The following is a 17,575-nucleotide window of genomic DNA, read 5'->3' as shown; positions in this document are numbered from 1 at the left end:
GCTTTGTCGCGTTTGCCGGCTGCGCTTACGGCTTGCGCACGTGCACGGCGCCGGTCATATACGGGTGCACCACGCAGTAGTAGTTGAAGTCGCCGGGCGTGGCGAAGGTGTATTCATACTTGTCGTCGGTGTCCAGCGCCTTCGACGCGAAGATCTTGTCGCGGCTGTTGACCGTGTGCGGGGTGTCGTCGCGGTTGGTCCAAATAATGCGGGTGCCGGGCGCGACGGTGATCTCCTTGGGGTTGAACGCGAATTTGGAAATGTCTATGGTCACGGTCGCCGGCGCCGGCCAGGCGGCCGGGGCGAGCGCGAACAGCAGGGCCGCCAGCGCGGCGGCGATGCGGTGGAGTGTCATTCGGGTGGTCTCCATGGAATGTGGCGATCAGCGGACCAGCGGCCTGTCTATCATCGCCAGCCGCTGCGCGCCGGGCACTACCGTCAGTTGGCGGGTGCCCAGCAGTTTGCCCAGCTCGCCGGCCGGCACCTTCAGCGGACCGGGCTCGCCGACGCCGGCCTGGCCGGGCGTGGGCAACGGGTAGGCCAGCGAGCGCGCGGTGTGCAGCGCGATATTGCCTTCCACTTTTTGCAGCACCTGGTGGATGTGGCCATTCAGCACGGTCACCGAGCCGAACGGCCGCAGCAGCGCCAGCGCCTGCGCCGCGTCGGCGGTGCCCCAGCCCCAGGGTTCGTAGACGGTCCACATCGGAATGTGGGCCATCACCACGATGGGAGTGGAGCGCGAAACGCCGGCCAGGTCGCTTTTCAGCCAGGCCAGTTGCTCCTCTCCCAGCGCCGCCAGCCGGCCCATATTGAAATTCAGCACATTGTTCAGCGCGATGAAGTGCGCGCCGCCCTGGTCGAAGCTGTACCAGGCGCGGCTCTTGCCGTCGTGGTCGAAGAATTTCAGATAGCCGCTGACGCCGTCGTCTATCGCGTCGTGTTCACCGGGAATGGCATGCACGCGGTCGGTGCGGATTTCCTTGAAGATATCGCGCGCCAGCGCGAATTCCTCCGGTTTGGACAGGTGGCTGACGTCGCCGGTGTGCAGCACGAAGGCCGGCGCTTGCGGCAGCGCGTTGATGTCGGCTATCGCCTGCCTGAGGCTGCCCACCACGTCCGGATTGGCTTCCTTGTGAAAGCCCAGGTGGGTGTCGCTGATCTGCACGAAGGTCAGCGCCTTGCCGTCCGCGGCGGCCGCCGCGTTGCCGGCGCCCAGCGCGTGGGGGATGCCTCCCGATATCGTCCAGACGATGGCCGCGCCGGACCATTCGGCCAGACAGGACAAGGTTTTGCGCCGTCCGCCGTCGGGCGCGTCTCCGTCCGTCGTCTGCTGCCTGCTTTCCTCTTGCTTCATGGCACGCCCTCCCGCTGAGTGGAAATCGGAGCCCGTCCGGCTCGGGTGCGACTCAGTCCAGCCTAGATGCCGCATTGCGACATCACAAGGGATTTGCGGCGAGGAGGGAAGGGAAAGAGAAGCCCCGGCGGGCGCCGGGGCTGGCGTGCTTAGCGGGAAGACGCGCCGGGTTCGGGAATCGGTTCGATCCGGCCTAGCAGGAACACGAAGGCCAGGATGCCGATCACCAGCATGAAGCCGGCCACCAGAAAGGCGTTGGCGAAGGAGTGGGTGGCGCCGACGATGATGCCGGTGACGATGGGAGCCACCGCGCCCATCATGTTGTTGGCGAAATTCATGATGCCGCCGACGGTGCCGGTGCCGCCGCGCGGCGCGATCAGCGACGGCAGCGACCAGCCCACCGGCGCGGCTGCGGCCAGGCCGCTGAGCGCGATGGTGATCCAGATGATGGCAACGTAGGGGTCGGTGGTGGTGGTCGCGCCGAACACCGCCATGCCCATGGCCATGCCGCACAGCAGCACCGTCTTGCGCACGCGGGTTTCGTCATGGCCGCGGGCGATCAGCTTGTCGATCAGCCAGCCGCCGACGAACAGGTCGGCGACGGTGGCGAACAGCCACGGGATGGCGGAAAACCAGGCCGATTTCAGGATGTCCATGTGCATCGCCTGCACCAGGTAGCCGGGCAGCCAGGTCAGGAACAGGTAGAACACATAGCCGTAGGCGGCGAAGCCGATGGACAGCCCCCACACCTTGCGCTGGCGCAGCAGGTAGCCCAGCATTGCCAGCGACCCTTGCCGGCTGACGCCTTCCTCGGCCGCGCCGCCCTGGATGATGTACTGGCGCTCGGCCTCGCTCAGCTTGGCGTCGGCGCTGGGGTCGCGGTAGAGCAGGTAGAAGGCGATGAAGTACAGCACGCTGAGGATGGCCGACACGCCAAAGCCCCAGCGCCAGCCCAGGTGCACCACCGCCAGCGCCACCAGCGGCACGCCTATCACGTTGGAGAATTTGGCGGCGGCGTCGAAGATGGCGGTGGCCATCGCCCGCTCGCGGCGCGGAAACCAGTAGCCGGTGGCCTTGGCGCTGACCGGGAAGCCCGGCGCCTCGGCGACGCCCAGCAGCACGCGGGCGGCGAAAATGCCGGCGAAGCCGCCGGCGCAGGCGGTGAGGGTGGCGGCCACGCCCCATAGCAGCGCGCCCAGGCGGCCGATGCGGGTGGCGCCGAAGCGGTCCAGGATCACGCCGGTGGGAATCTGCAGCAGCGCGTAGCTCCAGAAGAAGGCGCTGAACAGCAGGCCCAGCTCGCCGTTGCTGAGTCCAAACTCCTGCTGCAGCTGCGGCGCGGCCACCGACAGGCTGATGCGGTCGAAATAATTGACCAGGATGCCGACGCCCAGCAGCCAGCCTATGCGCCAGCGGCGGGTGGGAATCTTGTACGAGTGCGGGGACGGGGCGTTCATTGTTGTTCTCCTCTTTCTTCTTTGGGAATGCCGCCTGGGTCCGTTCAGGCGAGCGCCTGCAGGATTTGCCGCAGCAAGGCGGCGGGCGGCTGCTGGATGTCGCAGTGGATGGCGCGCTCGTCGGCGCCGGGGGCTTCCAGATCTCCGAACTGGCTGTCCAGCAGGCTTTCCGGCATGAAGTGGCCGCTGCGCTCGCGCATGCGTTCGGCGATCAGCGCGCGCTCGCCGGCCAGGTGGATGAAGGCGAGGTCGGGGTCGCCGCCGCGCAGCACGTCGCGGTAGCGGCGCTTCAACGCCGAACAGGCCAGCACCATGCGTTCGCCGTCGGCGCGGCCCTGGCGCAGCCGCTCGGCCAGATTGGCCAGCCAGCCGGCGCGGTCGGCGTCGTTGAGCGGGACGCCGGCGCGCATCCGCGCGATGTTTTCCGGCGGATGGAAGCTGTCGCCTTCGATGAAGCTGGCGTTCAAGGCCTCGGCCAGCAGCCGGCCGGCGCTGCTTTTGCCGCAGCCGGCCACGCCCATCACCACGATATTTCCGTATTTCATGTTAGCGCTAACATTGATGGTTGAAATGATGGCCGGCGGTTTGGCCGGCGCGATCTGTCTGCGGATGTTAGCGCTAACAAATCTGCGATAACAAGCAGCGGGATCAAGTTTTCGGCCGGGCGCGGGAAATATGTAGTCGCCGCGCAACGCGGCGGCATCCAAGGCGGAAGGCCCGCCGGCGCTGGCTTTCAGCTGCTGCGGCGCAGCATCAGCTGGAAGCCTAGATCGGTCTGCAGAGCGTCGGGCTCGCCGCCGTCTATCATCCGCAGCAGCTGGCGCGCGGCATGGCTGCCGATCTCGCGGCGCGGGGTGGCCACGGTGGTGAGGGCGGGCGTGCACCAGGCGGAGGGCTGCAAATCGTTGAAGCCGGCCAGCGCCAGCCGTTGCGGCACGGCGATGCCCAGTTGCTGGCAGCGCGCCAGCGCGCCGATGGCCAGGTCGTCGTTGCAGCAGAACAGCGCGTCGCAGTCGGGCCGCGCCGCCAGCGCGGCGTCCAGCATGTCGGCGCCCATCCGCATGCTGGACGGCGACGGGTCCAGCCATTCCAGGCCGGCGTCGCGCAGACCGGCGGCATCCAGCGCGGCGCGGTAGCCGTCCAGCCGCTTCATCACCCGCTCATCCAATTGGGCGCCCAGAAAGCCGATGCGGCGCTTGCCCCGCTCCAGCAGGTGGCGGGTGATGGCGGCGCCGGCCGCCTCCTGGGAAAAACCGACGCAGCAGCGGCCATCGTCGGCCAGGTCCATCATGTACACCGCCGGCAGCGCGCGCCGGCGCAGGATATCTTCGAACGGCGCGGCATGGGTCAGGCCGGTGAGCAGCACGCCGTCCGGCTGGTGCTGCAGGTAGGCGCGCAGCAGCAGCAGCTCCTGTTCGGCGCTGTAATGGCTGTTGCCTATCAGCATCTGGTAGCCGGCGGCGTCCAGCACGCTTTCGATGCCGGCCAGCGTGTCGAGGAACACCGTGTTGTCCAGCGAGGGGATCAGCACCAGCACGGTGCGAGAGCGCGCCGAGGCCAGCGTGCGCGCGGAGCGGCTGGGCACGTAAGCCAGCGCGTCCACCGCCTGCATCACTTTTTCGCGCAGCTGCGGCGATACTTGCTGCGGCTGGTTCAGCGCCCGCGATACGGTGATGGCGCTGACGCCGGCGGCGCGGGCGACGTCGTGCATGGTGGCGCCGCCGCCGGAGCGGATCCGCGGTTTTCTCGACATGGGTTTCCTGTGGCAAATGCGCGTCCGGCGGCGATGGCGGCCGGGCTCGGCTATTGTAGCGCAGCCGGCGCGCGCGGTCCTTGTCCGGCGATGACGATTGATTGTATGGTCAAGTTTTTGCCGGAGAGCGCCATGTATCTGCCCAAGCATTTCGCCGTCGGCGACCGCGAGGCCCTGCTGCGGCTGATGAGGGCGCGGCCGCTGGCCACGCTGACGCTGAACGGGCCGGACGGTTTGATCGCCGACCACATCCCGCTGCTCGCGCGCGAAGAGGGCGGCGTGTTGCGGCTGTGCGGCCATGTGGCGCGGGCCAATCCGCTGTGGCGGCTGTTGGAGGGCGGCGCGGACGCGCTGGCCGTTTTTCACGGCGGCGACGCCTACGTGACGCCGTCGTGGTATCCGGCCAAGGCCGAGCACGGCAAGGTGGTGCCCACCTGGAACTACGCGGTGGCGCACGCCTATGGCCGGCTGCGGGCGGTGGAGGATGCGGCCTGGCTGCGCGGCCTGTTGGACGAGCTGACCCGCACGCATGAAGCCGGCTTCGAGACGCCCTGGAAAGTGGCGGACGCGCCGGCAGATTACATCGGCAAGCTGCTGGGGGCGATCGTCGGCATCGAGCTGGAAGTGGCGCGGCTGGAGGGCAAGTTCAAGCTCAGCCAGAACCAGGCCGAAGCCACCCGCGACAGCGTGCGGCGCGGCCTGGCTTCGCGGGGCGCCGAACTGGCGGACAGGATGGCCGAACGCCGCTAGCGGCGGTATTTCTCCAGCAGCGACGCGACTTCGGCGCGGCCGTGGGCGTCGCCGCGCCGCAGTTGCTGCAGGAAGTTGTCGAGAAAGCCCGGCAGCAGCGCGGCGCTGGAAGCGGTGGCGCCGATGCCGTCGCGGTCCCACTCCACTACCACGCCCTGCAGATAGGCGGTGAGCCGGTTGCTGTCGTCCTGGAACGAGTGGTACAGGCTGATCGCCGGCGCGCCGCACAGCTGGTAGTACTCTTGCAGGCCGGCCTTGTCCAGCTTGGCGCGGCTGAGGATGTCGCGGCTGTCGAACTCGACGAACAGGGGGTGGATCACCTGGCTGCGGCGGCTGTCGCCGCGGTAGGCGCGGGATACGATGCCGATATGGCTATTCAGCTGGCTGGCGGGTTTGGGGCCGCGCACCGGGTGGCCCAGCAGCAGGGTGAAGGCGCTGGCAAGCGGGTCGGGCGCGCCGCCGTGATCCAGCGCGAAACCATGCGGCGGGGCGTGCCGCTCCAGCCAGGGCTGCGGCAGGTGGATGGCGGCGATGTCCATGTGCTGCGGACTGGCGCAGGCCAGATCCTGCAGCGGCAGCTGCAGCTTGTCGACGCAGGCCAGCACTTGCTGGCCGTGGGCGACGCAGGCCTCGGCCAACACCGCTTCCGCGGTGACGATGAATTTCTCGCCGCGGTAGTCCAGCAGCAGGCCGCTGCCGAAGCAGCGTCCGGGCTTGGCGCCGGGCTGCTGCGGCTGGAAGGCCACCACCATCGGGCTGAGTTGTTGGTAGATCTGCTCCAGACATTGCAGGGGATCATCCAGATCGAACAGAAACTCCATCCCCATTTCCTCGCGCGACAAGGGGTTACCGCCCAATCATAGTTCATACTCAAACCAATATTGGCGCATTCGCGGCGCGCGGCGGCGCGGGACAATGCCCGGCGACGGCGCGAGGAGTGCTATACCGTTATTGGGTGCGCCCGCGAGCGGTCGATACCCCCGCTGAATTGCTGTCCGCCGCGGGCTTGCGGTCCGGCATCGGGACGACTGCCTGCCAGCCAGACTTTGGGGAAATGGGGTATGCCGATGAGCCCGCGGATGAAATTCATCCTGCTTGCCGTAAGCAGCTATGTTCTTTTTGCCCTGGCTTGGATTTTCTTCGCCGATCAGCTGCCGGTTGGGGCGGAAACGGGCCGCTTGCTGCCGTTGCCGCTGGTCAAGGGAGTCGCCTTCGTCGCGGTCTCCGCCGTCTTGCTGTCGCTGCTGCTGCGCTCGGTGCCGGCAGCCGAGGCGCCGGCGTCGCTGACCTGGCTGGGGGCCGTGTCCAGCGGCATGAATCCGGACCGCTGGTCGGGCTGGCGCGGCTATGCCGCGGCGCTGGCGCTTACCGCCTGCGCGTTGGGGCTGCGCCAGCTGCTGCTGGGCGGCGACAGCCATCCCATGCTGATGCTGCTGGCCCTGCCGGTCATCCTGAGCGCCGGCATCGGCGGGCTGGGGCCGGGCCTGCTGGCTACCGTATTGGCCGCGCTGGCGGCCGATCTGATGGCGACGCCTTATCTGCATGATCCGCTGACGCCCTGGACCGAGCGCTTGCAGCTGGCCTTCCTGGTGGCCAACGGCTTGGCGGCCAGCTTGTTCAACGCCGCGCTGCGGCATGCGTTGGCGCGGGTTGAGCTCAACCGCAGGCTGCTGGACGCGGTGGTGTCCAGCACATCGGACGCCATCTTCGTCAAGGATCCGCAAGGGCGCTACCTGCTGGTGAACCGCGCCGGCCTGGCTTTTGTCGGCAAGAGCGGCAAGGAGGTGCTGGGCCAGGACGACCGTGAGGTTTTCGACGCGGAGACGGCGCGGGAAGTGATGGCCAGCGACCGCGTCATCATGCAGGGCGGGCGCGTGCAGACCCACGAGGAATTGCTGACGCTGCAGAACGGCGAGAAGCTGGTGTTTCTGGTGACCAAGGGGCCGATTTACAGCCCGGATGGACGCCTGGGGGGGTTGTTCGGCATTTCGCGCGACATCACCGTGCACAAGGCGGCCGAGGAGGCGCTGCAGGCGAGCGAGGCGGCGCTGCGCCAGGCGCAGCAGTTGGCCGGCATCGGCAACTGGTCCTGGGACTTGGAGACGGACACGCATCGCTGGTCGCACGAAGTTTACCGGCTGTTCGGCCTGGACAATCGCGCGCCGCCGCCGGGCTACCCGGCGATACAGCGCTATTTCGTCAAGGAGAGCTGGACCGTGCTGTCCGAAGTGGTGGAGCGCTGCCGCCTGATAGGCTTGGGCTACGACTGCGATCTGGAGCTGCAGAGGCCGGACGGCGCCGCGTGCTGGGTGACGGCGCGCGGCGAGGCCAAGCACGGCGCGGAGGGCAAGATCGTCGGCTTGTACGGCACGGTGCAGGACATCACCGACCGCAAGCAGATATCGATGCAGCTGAAGGCCAGCGAAGCGCGGCTGCAGCTGGTGGCGGAAGCGACCAGCGACGGCTTCTGGGATTGGGACCTGCGCACCGGGAGAGTCTACCGTTCGCCGCGCTATTACGAGGTGACCGGCACGCGGGCGGAGGACGATACCGGCGATTTCCGCTTTTTCCGGCAACTGGTGCACCCGGCGGATCTGCCTTTCGTGCTGCAGGCGATCGAGGCCCATCGCCGCGGCAAGACGCCGCGCATCGAACTGGAGTTCCGCCTGGCGCGACAGGACGACGGCGTGCGCTGGCTGCAGGTGCGCGGCCGAGCGGTGGAATGGGACGACAAGGGCGCGGCGCTGCGGTTGGTGGGCAATTTGTCCGACGTCACCGAGCGCAAGCGGGTGGACGACGACCTGCGGCTGGTGCTGAACGAGGCGGGCGACGCCATCTGGGTGACCGACGCCGACGGTTATTACATCTTCGCCAATCCGGCGGCCTGCCGGCTGACAGGGCACGTGCTGGAAGAGTTGAAGTCCATGCATATCCGCGACCTGGTTGCGCCGGAATGCCTGGGCGCGCTGCCCGAGCATCTGGCCAAGCTGAGCAACGGGCCGTTCCAGCGTTCGGAGTGGCTGCTGCGGCTGAAGCAGGGCGGCAGCATCTGCGTCGACCTGACCACCGGGCGCTTGAAGGACGGCCGATACATGGCTTTCGGCCGCGACTTGACCGAGCAGCATCGCGCCGAGCAGGCATTGCGCAGCCGCGAACAGCAGCTGGCGCGGGTGATAGACGGTTCGGACCAGGGCTACTGGGACTGGAACCTGAAAAGCGGCAGCTTTCAGGTGAGCCCGCGCTGGGAAAGCATGCTCGGTTACGGTCCAGGCGAAATGCGCATCACCGCCGAGAATTGGTACGACCATGTCCATCCGGAGGATGTCGAACGGACGCGGTCGTCGATCCAGGGCAATCTGCGCGGCGAGCTGGCCAGCCATGAGGTGGAGATACGCTGCCGCACCCGCGGCGGCGACTGGCGCTGGATTCTGTCGCGGGGCCGGGTGGTGGAGCGCAGCGACGAGGGCGAGGCGCTGATGATGTCGGGCACCCATACCGACATCACCGAGCGCAAAGTGTTCGAACAGACGCAGAAGGAAGCGGCGGCGGTGTTCGACAGCAGCTACGAGGGCATTCTGATGGTGAGCCGCGAGGGCGTGATCACCAAGGTCAACAGCGCCTTCACCCGCATCACCGGCTACAGCGCCGAGGAGGCGATAGGCCGCAAGCCCAGCATGCTGTCGTCCGGCCAGCAGTCGGCCGAATTCTACGAGGATTTGTGGCAGTCGGTGCTGGGGCACGATTTCTGGCGCGGCGAGCTGTGGAACCAGCGCAAGAACGGCGAGTTGTACGCCGAACTGCTGTCCATTTCGGTGGTGCGCGACGCTCAGGGCGAAGTTTTGCACTACATCGGCATTTTTTCCGACATCACCAAGCTCAAGGCGCACGAAGCCGAGCTGGACCGGGTAGCGCATTTCGACCCACTCACCGGCATTCCCAACCGGCGGCTGCTGTCCGACCGCCTGAACCAGGCCATCATCCGCGCCAATCGCAGCGGCAAGTCCTGCGCGGTGTGCTTCCTCGATCTGGACGGGTTCAAGGCGGTGAACGACCAGCACGGCCATGCGGCGGGCGACCAGCTGCTGGTGGCGGTGAGCCGCCATCTGAAATCGATACTGCGCGCCGACGACACCCTGGCGCGGCTGGGCGGCGACGAGTTCGTGGTGCTGCTGTCCGATGTCGGCACGCTGGAGGAGTGCATGCTGGTGCTGGACCGCATCCTGAGCGCGGTGGCCACGCCGGTGCGTCTGGGCGAGGCGGAGGTGCGCGTGACCGCCAGCATTGGCGTCAGCCTGTACCCGCAGGACAATGTCGACGCGGACACGCTGCTGCGCCATGCCGACCAGGCGATGTACCTGGCCAAGGACGGCGGCAAGAACCGTTACCAGCTGTTCGATCCGGAAAACGACCGCAAGGCGCAATCGCATCGGCAGTTGCTGGATATGCTGCGCCGCGGCCTGGCCCGGAAGGAGTTCGTGCTGCACTACCAGCCCAAGGTGAACCTGTTCGACGGCGAGGTCATCGGCGTGGAGGCGCTGATCCGCTGGCGCCACCCCAAGCGCGGCCTGCTGGCGCCGGCCGAGTTTCTGCCGCATCTGCGCGGCAACGAGCTGGAGCTGGCGTTCGACCTGTGGGTGCTGGACGCCGCGTTGGCGCAGGCCGCCGAATGGGTGGGGCGCGGCCTGAACATACGGGTCAGCGCCAATATCAGCGCCAGCCTGCTGCTGCGGCCGAATTTCTGCGGCGAGCTGGAAGCGATCCTGGGCCGCCACCCCGCGGTCCCGTCCGGCTATCTGGAACTGGAGGTGCTGGAAAGCGCCGCCATCACCGATGTGGAGCAGGCGACGCGGGTGATGGAGCGCTGCCGCGAACTGGGCGTGCGCTTCGCGCTGGACGATTTCGGCACCGGCTATGCTTCGCTGACCTTTCTGCGCCGATTGCCAGTGGATACCCTGAAGGTGGACTTGAGCTTCGTCAGCGACATGCTGGGCAACCAGGAAGACCGGCGCGTCGTCGAAAGCGTGATCCAGCTGGCATCGGCCTTGAGCCGGCAGGTGGTCGCCGAGGGCGTGGAGACGCTGGCGCACGGCATGCTGCTGCGCCAGCTGGGTTGCCGTTATGCCCAGGGCCTGGGCATAGCGGCGCCGATGCCGGCGGACGAGGTGCCTGGCTGGTGCCGGCAGTGGCGCGACGACGGGGCCTGGCAGCGCTTGCTTGCCGCGGAGCCGGCGCCGGACCGGGGTTGAGCGCGGCTGGCAATATTGGTATTGAAGCCGCATGCGTTTTGCATGTATATGTTGGCCTGGCGGCGGATGGCCTGCGTTCCGGGGATTGCCTTGGCAATCGATGGCCGCAGGCCTTGTTTGTTACAGGGGGCGGAATATGACGGGGATGACGGCGGCGAGTCCGAAAGCGACCATCCGTCTGGCGCGCGCAGCCGATGCCGGCGAATTGGCCCGCTTGTACCGGCAGTTGGTGGACGACCCGGCCATCCGGGTGCTGCCCGAACGACTGCAGGCGCTCGCGGACGGCGAACGGGCGCAGGTGCTGGTGTGCGAAGGCGAAGGCCGGCTGGCGGCCAGCGCCTGGCTCGGTTTTTGCGAGGACGTGATGTACGGCGGCCAACCTTTCGCCGTGCTGGAAAACATCGTGGTGGACCGGGACTGGCGCGGCCGAGGCCTGGGCCGCGCGCTGCTGGACGAGGCGCGGCGGCGCTGCCTGGCTAGGGGATGCTCGAAGATCATGCTGCTCAGCTCGGCGCAGCGGGCCGACGCGCACCGTTTTTTCCTGCAGGCGGGCTTTCGCGGTGACGCCAAGCGCGGCTTCGTCATGTACCGGCGGGATATGGCCGCGGCGCAAACATGATCAACACAGGATGACGACAGTGGCACGCAATATCGAAATCAAAGCCAGGGTGGCGGACTGGGCGGCTCTGGAACGCAAGGTGGGCGGCCTGGCGCAGCCGGAGGGCGCGCTGCTGCAGGACGACAGCTTTTTCGCCTGCGGCAACGGCAGGCTGAAGCTGAGGGTGGATGGGGAGGGGCGGGGGCGGCTGATTTTCTACCGGCGCGAAGACCTGGCCGGTCTCAAGCCTTCGTTCTTTCTGGCCAGCGAAACCGCCGCTCCGGACCCGCTGCGCGAACTGCTGGCCGAGGCGCACGGCTTGCTGGGCCGGGTGCGCAAGCAGCGCAGCCGCTATCGCTTGGGGCGCTGCGCCATCCATCTCGATCGAGTGGAAGGCTTGGGCGACTTCATCGAGCTGGAGGCGGAGCTGGCCGATGGCGAGCCGGAAGCGGCGGCGCGCGCCGAAATCGAGGCCTTGATGGCGGCATTGGGCATCGCCGGCGCCAGCCTGGTGCGCGGCGCGTATTTCGATTTGCAGGCCGAAGCGGCGCGCGACGCCATCCGCATCGGGCTGGAGCGCGCCGATCAGCCGGAAGTCGTGGCGCTGATCGACGAGCTGGATGCCTATCAGAAGCCCTTGTCTCCGCCGGAAAGCCATCATGGCGTGGATATCGAGACGCTGCTGCGTCCCGACGTGGCGTTCGCCGTCGCTCGCGACGGCGAAGGGCGGGCGCTGGGTTGCGGCGCGGTCTGGTGCGCGGACGGCGTCGGCGAATTGAAGCGGATGTTCGTGCGGCCGGCGTGGCGCGGCCTGGGTGTGGCGCGGCGGCTGATGGCGTTTCTGGAGGACCAGGCAAGGGCGCGCGGCTGCGAGGCGATGGCGCTGGAAACCGGCGTCCTCCAGCATGACGCCATCACCCTTTACCAGCGCGCCGGCTATGGCTTTTGCGGGCCTTTCGGCGCGTACCGGGAAGACCCGCACAGCGTGTTCATGCAGAAGCCGCTGTGATCAGGGCGCCTTGCCCAGGTGGGCGGCCAGCTGGCGGGCGCTCTGCCGGCACCAGTCGTCGACCAGCGGTTTGATCAGGTCCAGCGTCAGCGGCTGCTCCTTGTCCTTGCTCTTGGCGTTCTGGCGCAGGTTGACGGTGCCGGCCAGCAGGCTGGCGTCCTGCGAATCCTCCAGCTGCGCCATGCTGGCGATCTTCAGCAGATAGGGCTCCTTGCCGGCGGCCAGCCGCGCCAGATTGAACACCGCCTTGACCGGCAGCAGGTCGATCGGGTCGACGCCGGGACGTTCCTGGCTCAATCCGGTGACGGCGACGCGCAGCCGGGCGACGCCCGGCGCCGGCTGCAGCGCGATCGGCACGCCTGCGGCGGCCAGTTCCGCCTGCAGCCGTTGGTGGAAATAGCTGGCGATGGCGTTCTCGTCGCCCGGCTGCAGCAGCTGCCAGTTGCCGTCCGGCCCTTGGCGCATGAACAGCAGCGGCTCCGGCAGCACCGCGTGATAGGACTTCAGATCCACGCCCGGTTTCAGATACACGCGTTGACTGGGCTGCGCCTTGCTTTGCTGGAAGGCGTCCAGCGGCAGGGTGAACAGGTTTTCCGTCTGGGCGGGCGTCTCGGCCCGGGCCGGCAGGCTCAGGGCCATCGCGGAGCATAGCGCCAGCATGGCGATTTTCATGGCAGTTTCCTTGTCGGCATGATTGAAGAGGCATCGATATGTCGACGCCTTGCAGACAGGATAGTTCGGCGGCGGCGGCTTGTCGCCGCCCGGGTTTAGTTGCGCAGGTAGGTGAACAGCGTCAACAGGAGGATGCAGAGTATCACCGCCAGGTTCAGGGCGAACTCTTCTTGCAGATGGCCGAAATGCAGTTCGTCATGAGCGCTCAAGCGGGAGCCGGTGAGCTTGTGCAGCCAGTATTGCAGCAGATTGCGCGGACTGGGGCCGTCGGGGGACGTCATGGTGGTTGGCCTGTGTAAAGAAAAATAGATGTGGTGTCATTCTACTCCTCTCCCGTATGCCTTCAACATTTTCGCATTAATTCTATTCAAGGTTCGTAAGCGAACATCGCCAAGTGGCCAGACGGCGTTGCGCGGCGGGGGCCGCGGCATTGTGGCGCCTGCGCCGCAGGCCGCCCGCGCCTGGCGGCAACGGCTTGGCCGGCGTGAGGCTGGTCTACACTGTACTGATGCGCATTAATCGCGCGGACAGAAATGGCCGGAGATGGCGCAACGCCGCCGCGCCTGGCCGGCGGGGAACGGGCAATGGGAAAGATGAAGGGCGGGTGGCTGCTGCTGGCCGGCTTGGCGCAAGCGGCGCCGGCGGCGCATTACCAATCCTACACGCTGGCGGTGGAGCCTTGGGGCATGCTGGACACCGACCGGGGAGTGGGGCCGGACTTCATCCGTTTTCTGGCGGCGCAGGCCGGCTTCGAGGTGACGGCGGAGGCCAGGCCTTACCGGCGGGTGCTGGACGGCATGCGCAGCGGCGAGAACGCCATCAATCTCGGCATCCCTTCGCCGGAGCGCAATCGCTACGGCATCGCCATCTGCACGATAGGATCGGTCAAGGTGTCGCTGGTGTATCTGAAGTCGGCCGGGCGCGAGCACCATAGCGCCGCCAGCTTCTCCGGGCTGCAGATAGGCGAACTGCGCGGGAGCCGGACGCTAGAGGAGTTTGACCGCACCGTCAAGCACAGGCCGGTGTTGCTGAGCGACATGAGCCAGGGCATGCGGATGCTGGACGCCACCGTGTGCGTGCGGCCGGGCTGCGGCAATCTGCTGGCCGAAGCCGGAGTGGAGCCGGCGGGGCTGGGAGAGTGGCTGTTCGCCGAACAGCCGCTGGAGATCTACGTTTCGCGCGCCAGCGCCTTGTCGCGTGACGCCGCCGCCATGCTGCGCCTGCGGTTGGCGTGCGACTCCGCCGCCGGCCGGCAGGAAATGCGCCGGCTGCTGGCGCCTTACCGCTAGCCATCGCGCAAGAAAAAGCGGCCTCCGGCGAAGAGGCCGCTTTGTTTGCGCGCGCAGGATCAGACCGACAGCGACATGAGCAAGCTGGAGATATCGTTGCTGCCGGCATTGGCTTGGTACAGGCTCAGCGCGGCCTGCAATTGCTGGGTGTTGGTCGCGCTGCTGCTGCTGCTGCCGGCGGCGCTGGCGCCGCTGGTTTGCGAAGTGCCGCCCAGCGCGCTCAGGAGCTCGTTCTGCCCTCCGCTCTGCCCGCCGTTTTCGCCGCCGCCATGGTGGTGGTGATGGTGGTGGCCGCCCGCGCTGGCTTGCTGGGTGCCGCCGGCTTGCTGCAGGCCTTGCTGCAGTTGCTGGAAGTCCTGCTGCGCCTGGCTGATGTTGCCGGTTTGCAGATCCTGGCCCAGGGTGTTCAGCAACGACGATATCGAGCTGCTAGCGCCGCTGGTGGTGCTGGAGTTGGCGGCGGCGAACGGATCGGCGGCGCTGGCGGCGGTGGTGCTGGAGCCGGCCGCCGAGGCGCTGCTGATGGCGTTGTTCAGCGCGGCGCTGAAGTCCTGGCTGCCGCTAGCGCTGCTGCTGTTGGAGCCGTTCAGCTGCTGCAAGGCGGCCAGCGCCTGCTGCGCGCCGGAGATGTCGCCTTGCTGGACCGATTGGGTCAGGTTGTTGACGTCCTGCCGGCGTTGCTGATGCAGGGCCTGCATCTGCTGCCAGTAGGTGTTCGAGTCGCTGCTGGTGCTGCTGATAGACATGTTGCCTCTCCTTGAGAAGATGTTTGCCGGGCAGAGCTTCACGGATCCGCTCGTGTCCTTGACGGAGGCGAGGCCGTCGGCTTGCCGCTGGACTGGCAATTCTTGCCGCCGCGCCGCCCGTCCTTGCCGCCGTTTCCGGTTCAAGCGGCTGGATTTCCGCTTTTTCTTGCAGGAACAATGACTTGGCGATGTGGGTTTGAGCAAGAGGCATGCCAGAATCAGGCATCTCGGAAAGGGAAATGTTTACAAATATTGTGTCATGCGGTTTCAGCCGAAACCGCGTTGGCGCAGCGCCTGGTACAGCATGGCCGCGCCCAGCGCATCGCCCAGCGCGTCGTGGCGCGGCGGTTCGGGAATGGCCAGCTCCCGGTACAGGCAGGACAGGTGCAGGTCGATGTGGCCGCCGGGATGCTGTCTGAGCTTGTAGTCGTAGTAGCGCGACGAGATTTCAATCCGGCGCTGCGGCAGGCCTATTCCCAGCAGCGGCCTGACGTATTTGTCGAGCACCGCGACGTCGTATTCCAGGTAATAGCCCAGCAGGGGCCGCCCGCCGATGAAATCGAGCAGCCGCCGCACCGCGTCTTCCGGCGCCAGGCCCTGGCCGACGTCGCGGCGGCGCAGGCCGTGGATGGCGATATTGTCGCCGGCGGGGGCGATGCCGGGCCGCACCAGCAGATACAGCGCCTCGCTGTGCAGGATGCGGTTGCCGCGCAGCTTGACCGCGCCTATCGACAGCAGTTCGGCGCGGGAGACATCCAGGCTGGTGGTTTCGCAGTCCAGGCTGACCAGTTCGTCCGGATGGCCGTCGAACAGGCCGGCATAGCGGGGATCGCGCAGGCGGCTGCGCCGCCACCGCCGGCAAAGGGCGCCGAGCATCAGAAGCTTCCCAGCCGATAGCGGTGCTGCAACTGCGACTTGAAGCGCTTCACCACCGCCAGCGCGTCCTTGAGCAGGTCGCGCTCCAGCGTGCTCAGCTTGGCCGGCTCGATCTGATTGTCCGGCTCGCGCCCTTCGGCCAATCGGCGCAGGCCGTGGTCCAGCTTCAGCTGCAGCAGGAAGGCGAGCGCTTCCAGAATGTCGTCGGCCAGCGCCGGATCCAGTTGGCCGGCCTCCGCCAGCCGGCGCGCCCGCTGCTGGCTGGAGGCTTCGCGCACGCCATGCTCCAGCGCCAGCGCGCGCAGGCCATGCACCAGCGGGAAGATGCCGCCTTTTTTCAGGTCCAGCAGCTCGCGGCCGTCATGTTCGCGGGTGCGCAGCCGCGAAAACGGCCCGAGCGGGGTATCGAATTGCCCGATGGCGCGGGCGAAGCGCGAAAAAAAGGCGGCATCGTCCTGCAGGCCGTCCCGCAGATAGCTGCGGCAGTCGTCCAGCAAGCCGGCGTCGCCGCACACCGCTTCCGCGTCGCAAAAAATGGCCAGCTCCATCATGGTTTCGCCGTCGCTGTCGTGGATCCAGCCGTCGATGCGCTGCCGCATCTGCGCGCCGCTCAGCCGCCAGCGCGGATTGTTCACCATCACCCGGCCGGGGCAGGGCGGGTAGCCGAAGCCGGCCAGGGCGGCGGAGAAGGCGTCGCAGCAGGCCGCCAGGCCGTCCGGCGCGAAACCGTCGCGCAGCAGCAGCGCGTTGTCCTGATCGGTTTTCAGCAACTGCTCGCCGCGGCCTTCCGACCCCATCGCCAGCAGGCAGCTGTTTTCCAGCAGCGCCGGCGGCGCGATCATCTGCCAGGCGCGGGCGAACAGGCGGGCGTTGAGCGCCTGCACCAGCCGTCCCAGCTGCAGCGGCCGCACGCCATGGCCGGACAGGATGCCGACCAGCCGGGTGATCTGCCGCGCCGCGTCGGCCAGCTGCTCCAGGTTTTGCGCGCGCTCCAGCCGCTGCGCGATCAGGTGGGAGTGATTGGAGAAATAGGACAGCACGTCGACCTGGGCCAGGATGCCCGCCGCCTGGCCGTCTTCGGTGACCACCAGCCGGCGCAGATTGCGCTGGGTCATCAGCAGCAGCGCGTTGAACAGGAAGTCGTCGATGTCGATGGTGAGCAGGGTGTAGCTGCAGTGCCTTCCCACCGGCTCGCCGCTGTCGACGCCATCAATGATGATGTCGCGAAAATCGGTGGTGGTGAAGATGCCCAGGCGCTCGCCGTCTCTCACCAGCACCGATTTGCTGCGCTGCGCCCGCATCGCGCGGGCGGCGTCGCGGATGCTGGCCGCTGCGTCGACGAATACCGGCTGGCGGCAGCCTGCGTCGCGCACGGTGGCGGCAAGCAAGGTCTGCAGTTCGCGGCCGCCGGCGCGCTGCGCCAGCAGGCTCAGTTTCTGCGACGCGCTGGCGTAGAAATAGGCGCCGAATTGCGGGTTTTTTTCGGTCAGCGCCAGCAGCGCGTCGCGCGGCAAGGCAAGCAGCAACGCTTCTTCCTCGGCCACGAAGCGATGGAGCGTCTGGCCGGCCGCCACGGCGCGGGCGTCGAAGCTGTCGCTGCTGAGGTAGCGCGCCACCGCCTCGTCGCCGGCCAGTTCGCACACTACGCCCTTCAACACCACGTAGAGCGCGTCTATCGGCTGGCCAGGGCCGCAAACCTGGGCGCCGTCAGGGTGGTAGACGATGTCGGCGCGGGCTTCCAGCGCCTCGCGCTCGGCGGGCGTCAGGCTGTCGAATGGCGGGTGGCTGAAATCGAAGCGGCTCATCGCGTATCCCTGAATGAGGA

At 67.4% G+C, this 17,575-nt stretch carries 16 protein-coding genes; 5 read left to right on the top strand and 11 right to left on the bottom strand.

From position 1 onward, the window contains the following. Positions 1-25: 25 nt before the first annotated feature. The 5 genes from MY55_RS19940 to gntR all read right to left on the bottom strand — a co-directional run bounded on the left by MY55_RS19940 (position 26) and on the right by gntR (position 4,564). Positions 26-355: a cupredoxin domain-containing protein gene (locus MY55_RS19940; RefSeq protein WP_081284763.1), complete on the bottom strand. Its 330-nt coding sequence runs from the start codon at positions 353-355 to the stop codon at positions 26-28. 27 nt (positions 356-382) lie between these two features. Beyond that, positions 383-1,354, bottom strand: coding sequence for a metallophosphoesterase family protein (locus tag MY55_RS19935; protein WP_047236306.1), 972 nt, complete (start codon positions 1,352-1,354; stop codon positions 383-385). A 149-nt stretch (positions 1,355-1,503) separates the two neighbouring features. Continuing rightward, positions 1,504-2,811: an MFS transporter gene (locus MY55_RS19930; RefSeq protein WP_047243774.1), complete on the bottom strand. Its 1,308-nt coding sequence runs from the start codon at positions 2,809-2,811 to the stop codon at positions 1,504-1,506. Positions 2,812-2,855: 44 nt separating this feature from the next. Then, a complete protein-coding gene (locus MY55_RS19925) occupies positions 2,856-3,356 on the bottom strand; it encodes a gluconokinase (protein ID WP_065202915.1) in 501 nt (166 codons plus the stop codon). A gap of 188 nt (positions 3,357-3,544) precedes the next feature. Next, positions 3,545-4,564: an HTH-type transcriptional regulator GntR gene (gene gntR, locus MY55_RS19920; protein ID WP_047236303.1), complete on the bottom strand. Its 1,020-nt coding sequence runs from the start codon at positions 4,562-4,564 to the stop codon at positions 3,545-3,547. A gap of 132 nt (positions 4,565-4,696) precedes the next feature. On the opposite strand from gntR, the gene MY55_RS19915 reads away from it, so the two are divergent. Continuing rightward, positions 4,697-5,314, top strand: coding sequence for an FMN-binding negative transcriptional regulator (locus tag MY55_RS19915; RefSeq protein WP_065202926.1), 618 nt, complete (start codon positions 4,697-4,699; stop codon positions 5,312-5,314). Here the strand turns inward: MY55_RS19915 and MY55_RS19910 are convergent. Further along, the gene (locus tag MY55_RS19910; RefSeq protein WP_065202914.1) at positions 5,311-6,135 is read right to left on the bottom strand and encodes a hypothetical protein; all 825 of its coding nucleotides are present in this window, start codon (positions 6,133-6,135) and stop codon (positions 5,311-5,313) included. The two genes, MY55_RS19915 and MY55_RS19910, sit on opposite strands and share 4 nt — an antisense overlap. Positions 6,136-6,393: 258 nt before the next feature. Here MY55_RS19910 and MY55_RS19905 point away from each other — a divergent pair, with 258 nt between their 5' ends. The 3 genes from MY55_RS19905 (at position 6,394) to MY55_RS24310 (ending at position 12,167) form a co-directional block, all read left to right on the top strand. Next, a complete protein-coding gene (locus MY55_RS19905; protein WP_065202913.1) occupies positions 6,394-10,560 on the top strand; it encodes a sensor domain-containing protein in 4,167 nt (1,388 codons plus the stop codon). Between the two features lie 136 nt (positions 10,561-10,696). After that, positions 10,697-11,179 carry a GNAT family N-acetyltransferase gene (locus tag MY55_RS19900; protein WP_197465984.1) on the top strand — a complete coding sequence of 161 codons (483 nt, stop codon included), beginning with the start codon at positions 10,697-10,699 and terminating at the stop codon, positions 11,177-11,179. Between the two features lie 19 nt (positions 11,180-11,198). Continuing rightward, complete coding sequence (locus MY55_RS24310) at positions 11,199-12,167, top strand: GNAT family N-acetyltransferase (RefSeq protein ID WP_244270701.1); 969 nt, start codon at positions 11,199-11,201, stop codon at positions 12,165-12,167. Here MY55_RS24310 and MY55_RS19890 read toward each other — a convergent pair whose 3' ends face one another. Further along, positions 12,168-12,839 (bottom strand): DUF3313 domain-containing protein, encoded by a 672-nt coding sequence (locus MY55_RS19890; protein WP_043575964.1) that lies wholly within the window; start codon positions 12,837-12,839, stop codon positions 12,168-12,170. 95 nt (positions 12,840-12,934) lie between these two features. After that, positions 12,935-13,120 (bottom strand): hypothetical protein, encoded by a 186-nt coding sequence (locus MY55_RS19885; RefSeq protein WP_043575963.1) that lies wholly within the window; start codon positions 13,118-13,120, stop codon positions 12,935-12,937. Positions 13,121-13,423: 303 nt separating this feature from the next. Between MY55_RS19885 and MY55_RS19880 the strand changes: the two genes are divergently transcribed. After that, complete coding sequence (locus tag MY55_RS19880) at positions 13,424-14,128, top strand: type 2 periplasmic-binding domain-containing protein (RefSeq protein WP_157889393.1); 705 nt, start codon at positions 13,424-13,426, stop codon at positions 14,126-14,128. A gap of 59 nt (positions 14,129-14,187) precedes the next feature. Here the strand turns inward: MY55_RS19880 and MY55_RS19875 are convergent, their stop codons facing one another. From MY55_RS19875 to MY55_RS19860, 3 genes are all read right to left on the bottom strand, one after another. After that, the gene (locus MY55_RS19875; RefSeq protein ID WP_065202911.1) at positions 14,188-14,874 is read right to left on the bottom strand and encodes a hypothetical protein; all 687 of its coding nucleotides are present in this window, start codon (positions 14,872-14,874) and stop codon (positions 14,188-14,190) included. A 267-nt stretch (positions 14,875-15,141) separates the two neighbouring features. After that, on the bottom strand, positions 15,142-15,750 hold the full coding sequence (locus tag MY55_RS19865) for a 3'-5' exonuclease (RefSeq protein ID WP_043575950.1): 609 nt from the start codon (positions 15,748-15,750) through the stop codon (positions 15,142-15,144). Further along, a complete protein-coding gene (locus tag MY55_RS19860) occupies positions 15,750-17,555 on the bottom strand; it encodes a putative nucleotidyltransferase substrate binding domain-containing protein (RefSeq protein WP_043575945.1) in 1,806 nt (601 codons plus the stop codon). Before MY55_RS19860 ends, MY55_RS19865 begins: the two co-directional genes overlap by 1 nt. Between the last annotated feature and the right edge of the window lie 20 nt (positions 17,556-17,575).

The sequence above is a fragment of the Chromobacterium subtsugae genome, from assembly GCF_001676875.1.
GTDB lineage: Bacteria > Pseudomonadota > Gammaproteobacteria > Burkholderiales > Chromobacteriaceae > Chromobacterium > Chromobacterium subtsugae.
Note: the sequence above shows the minus strand (reverse complement) of the source record. Positions and strands in the feature narration are given on the sequence as shown.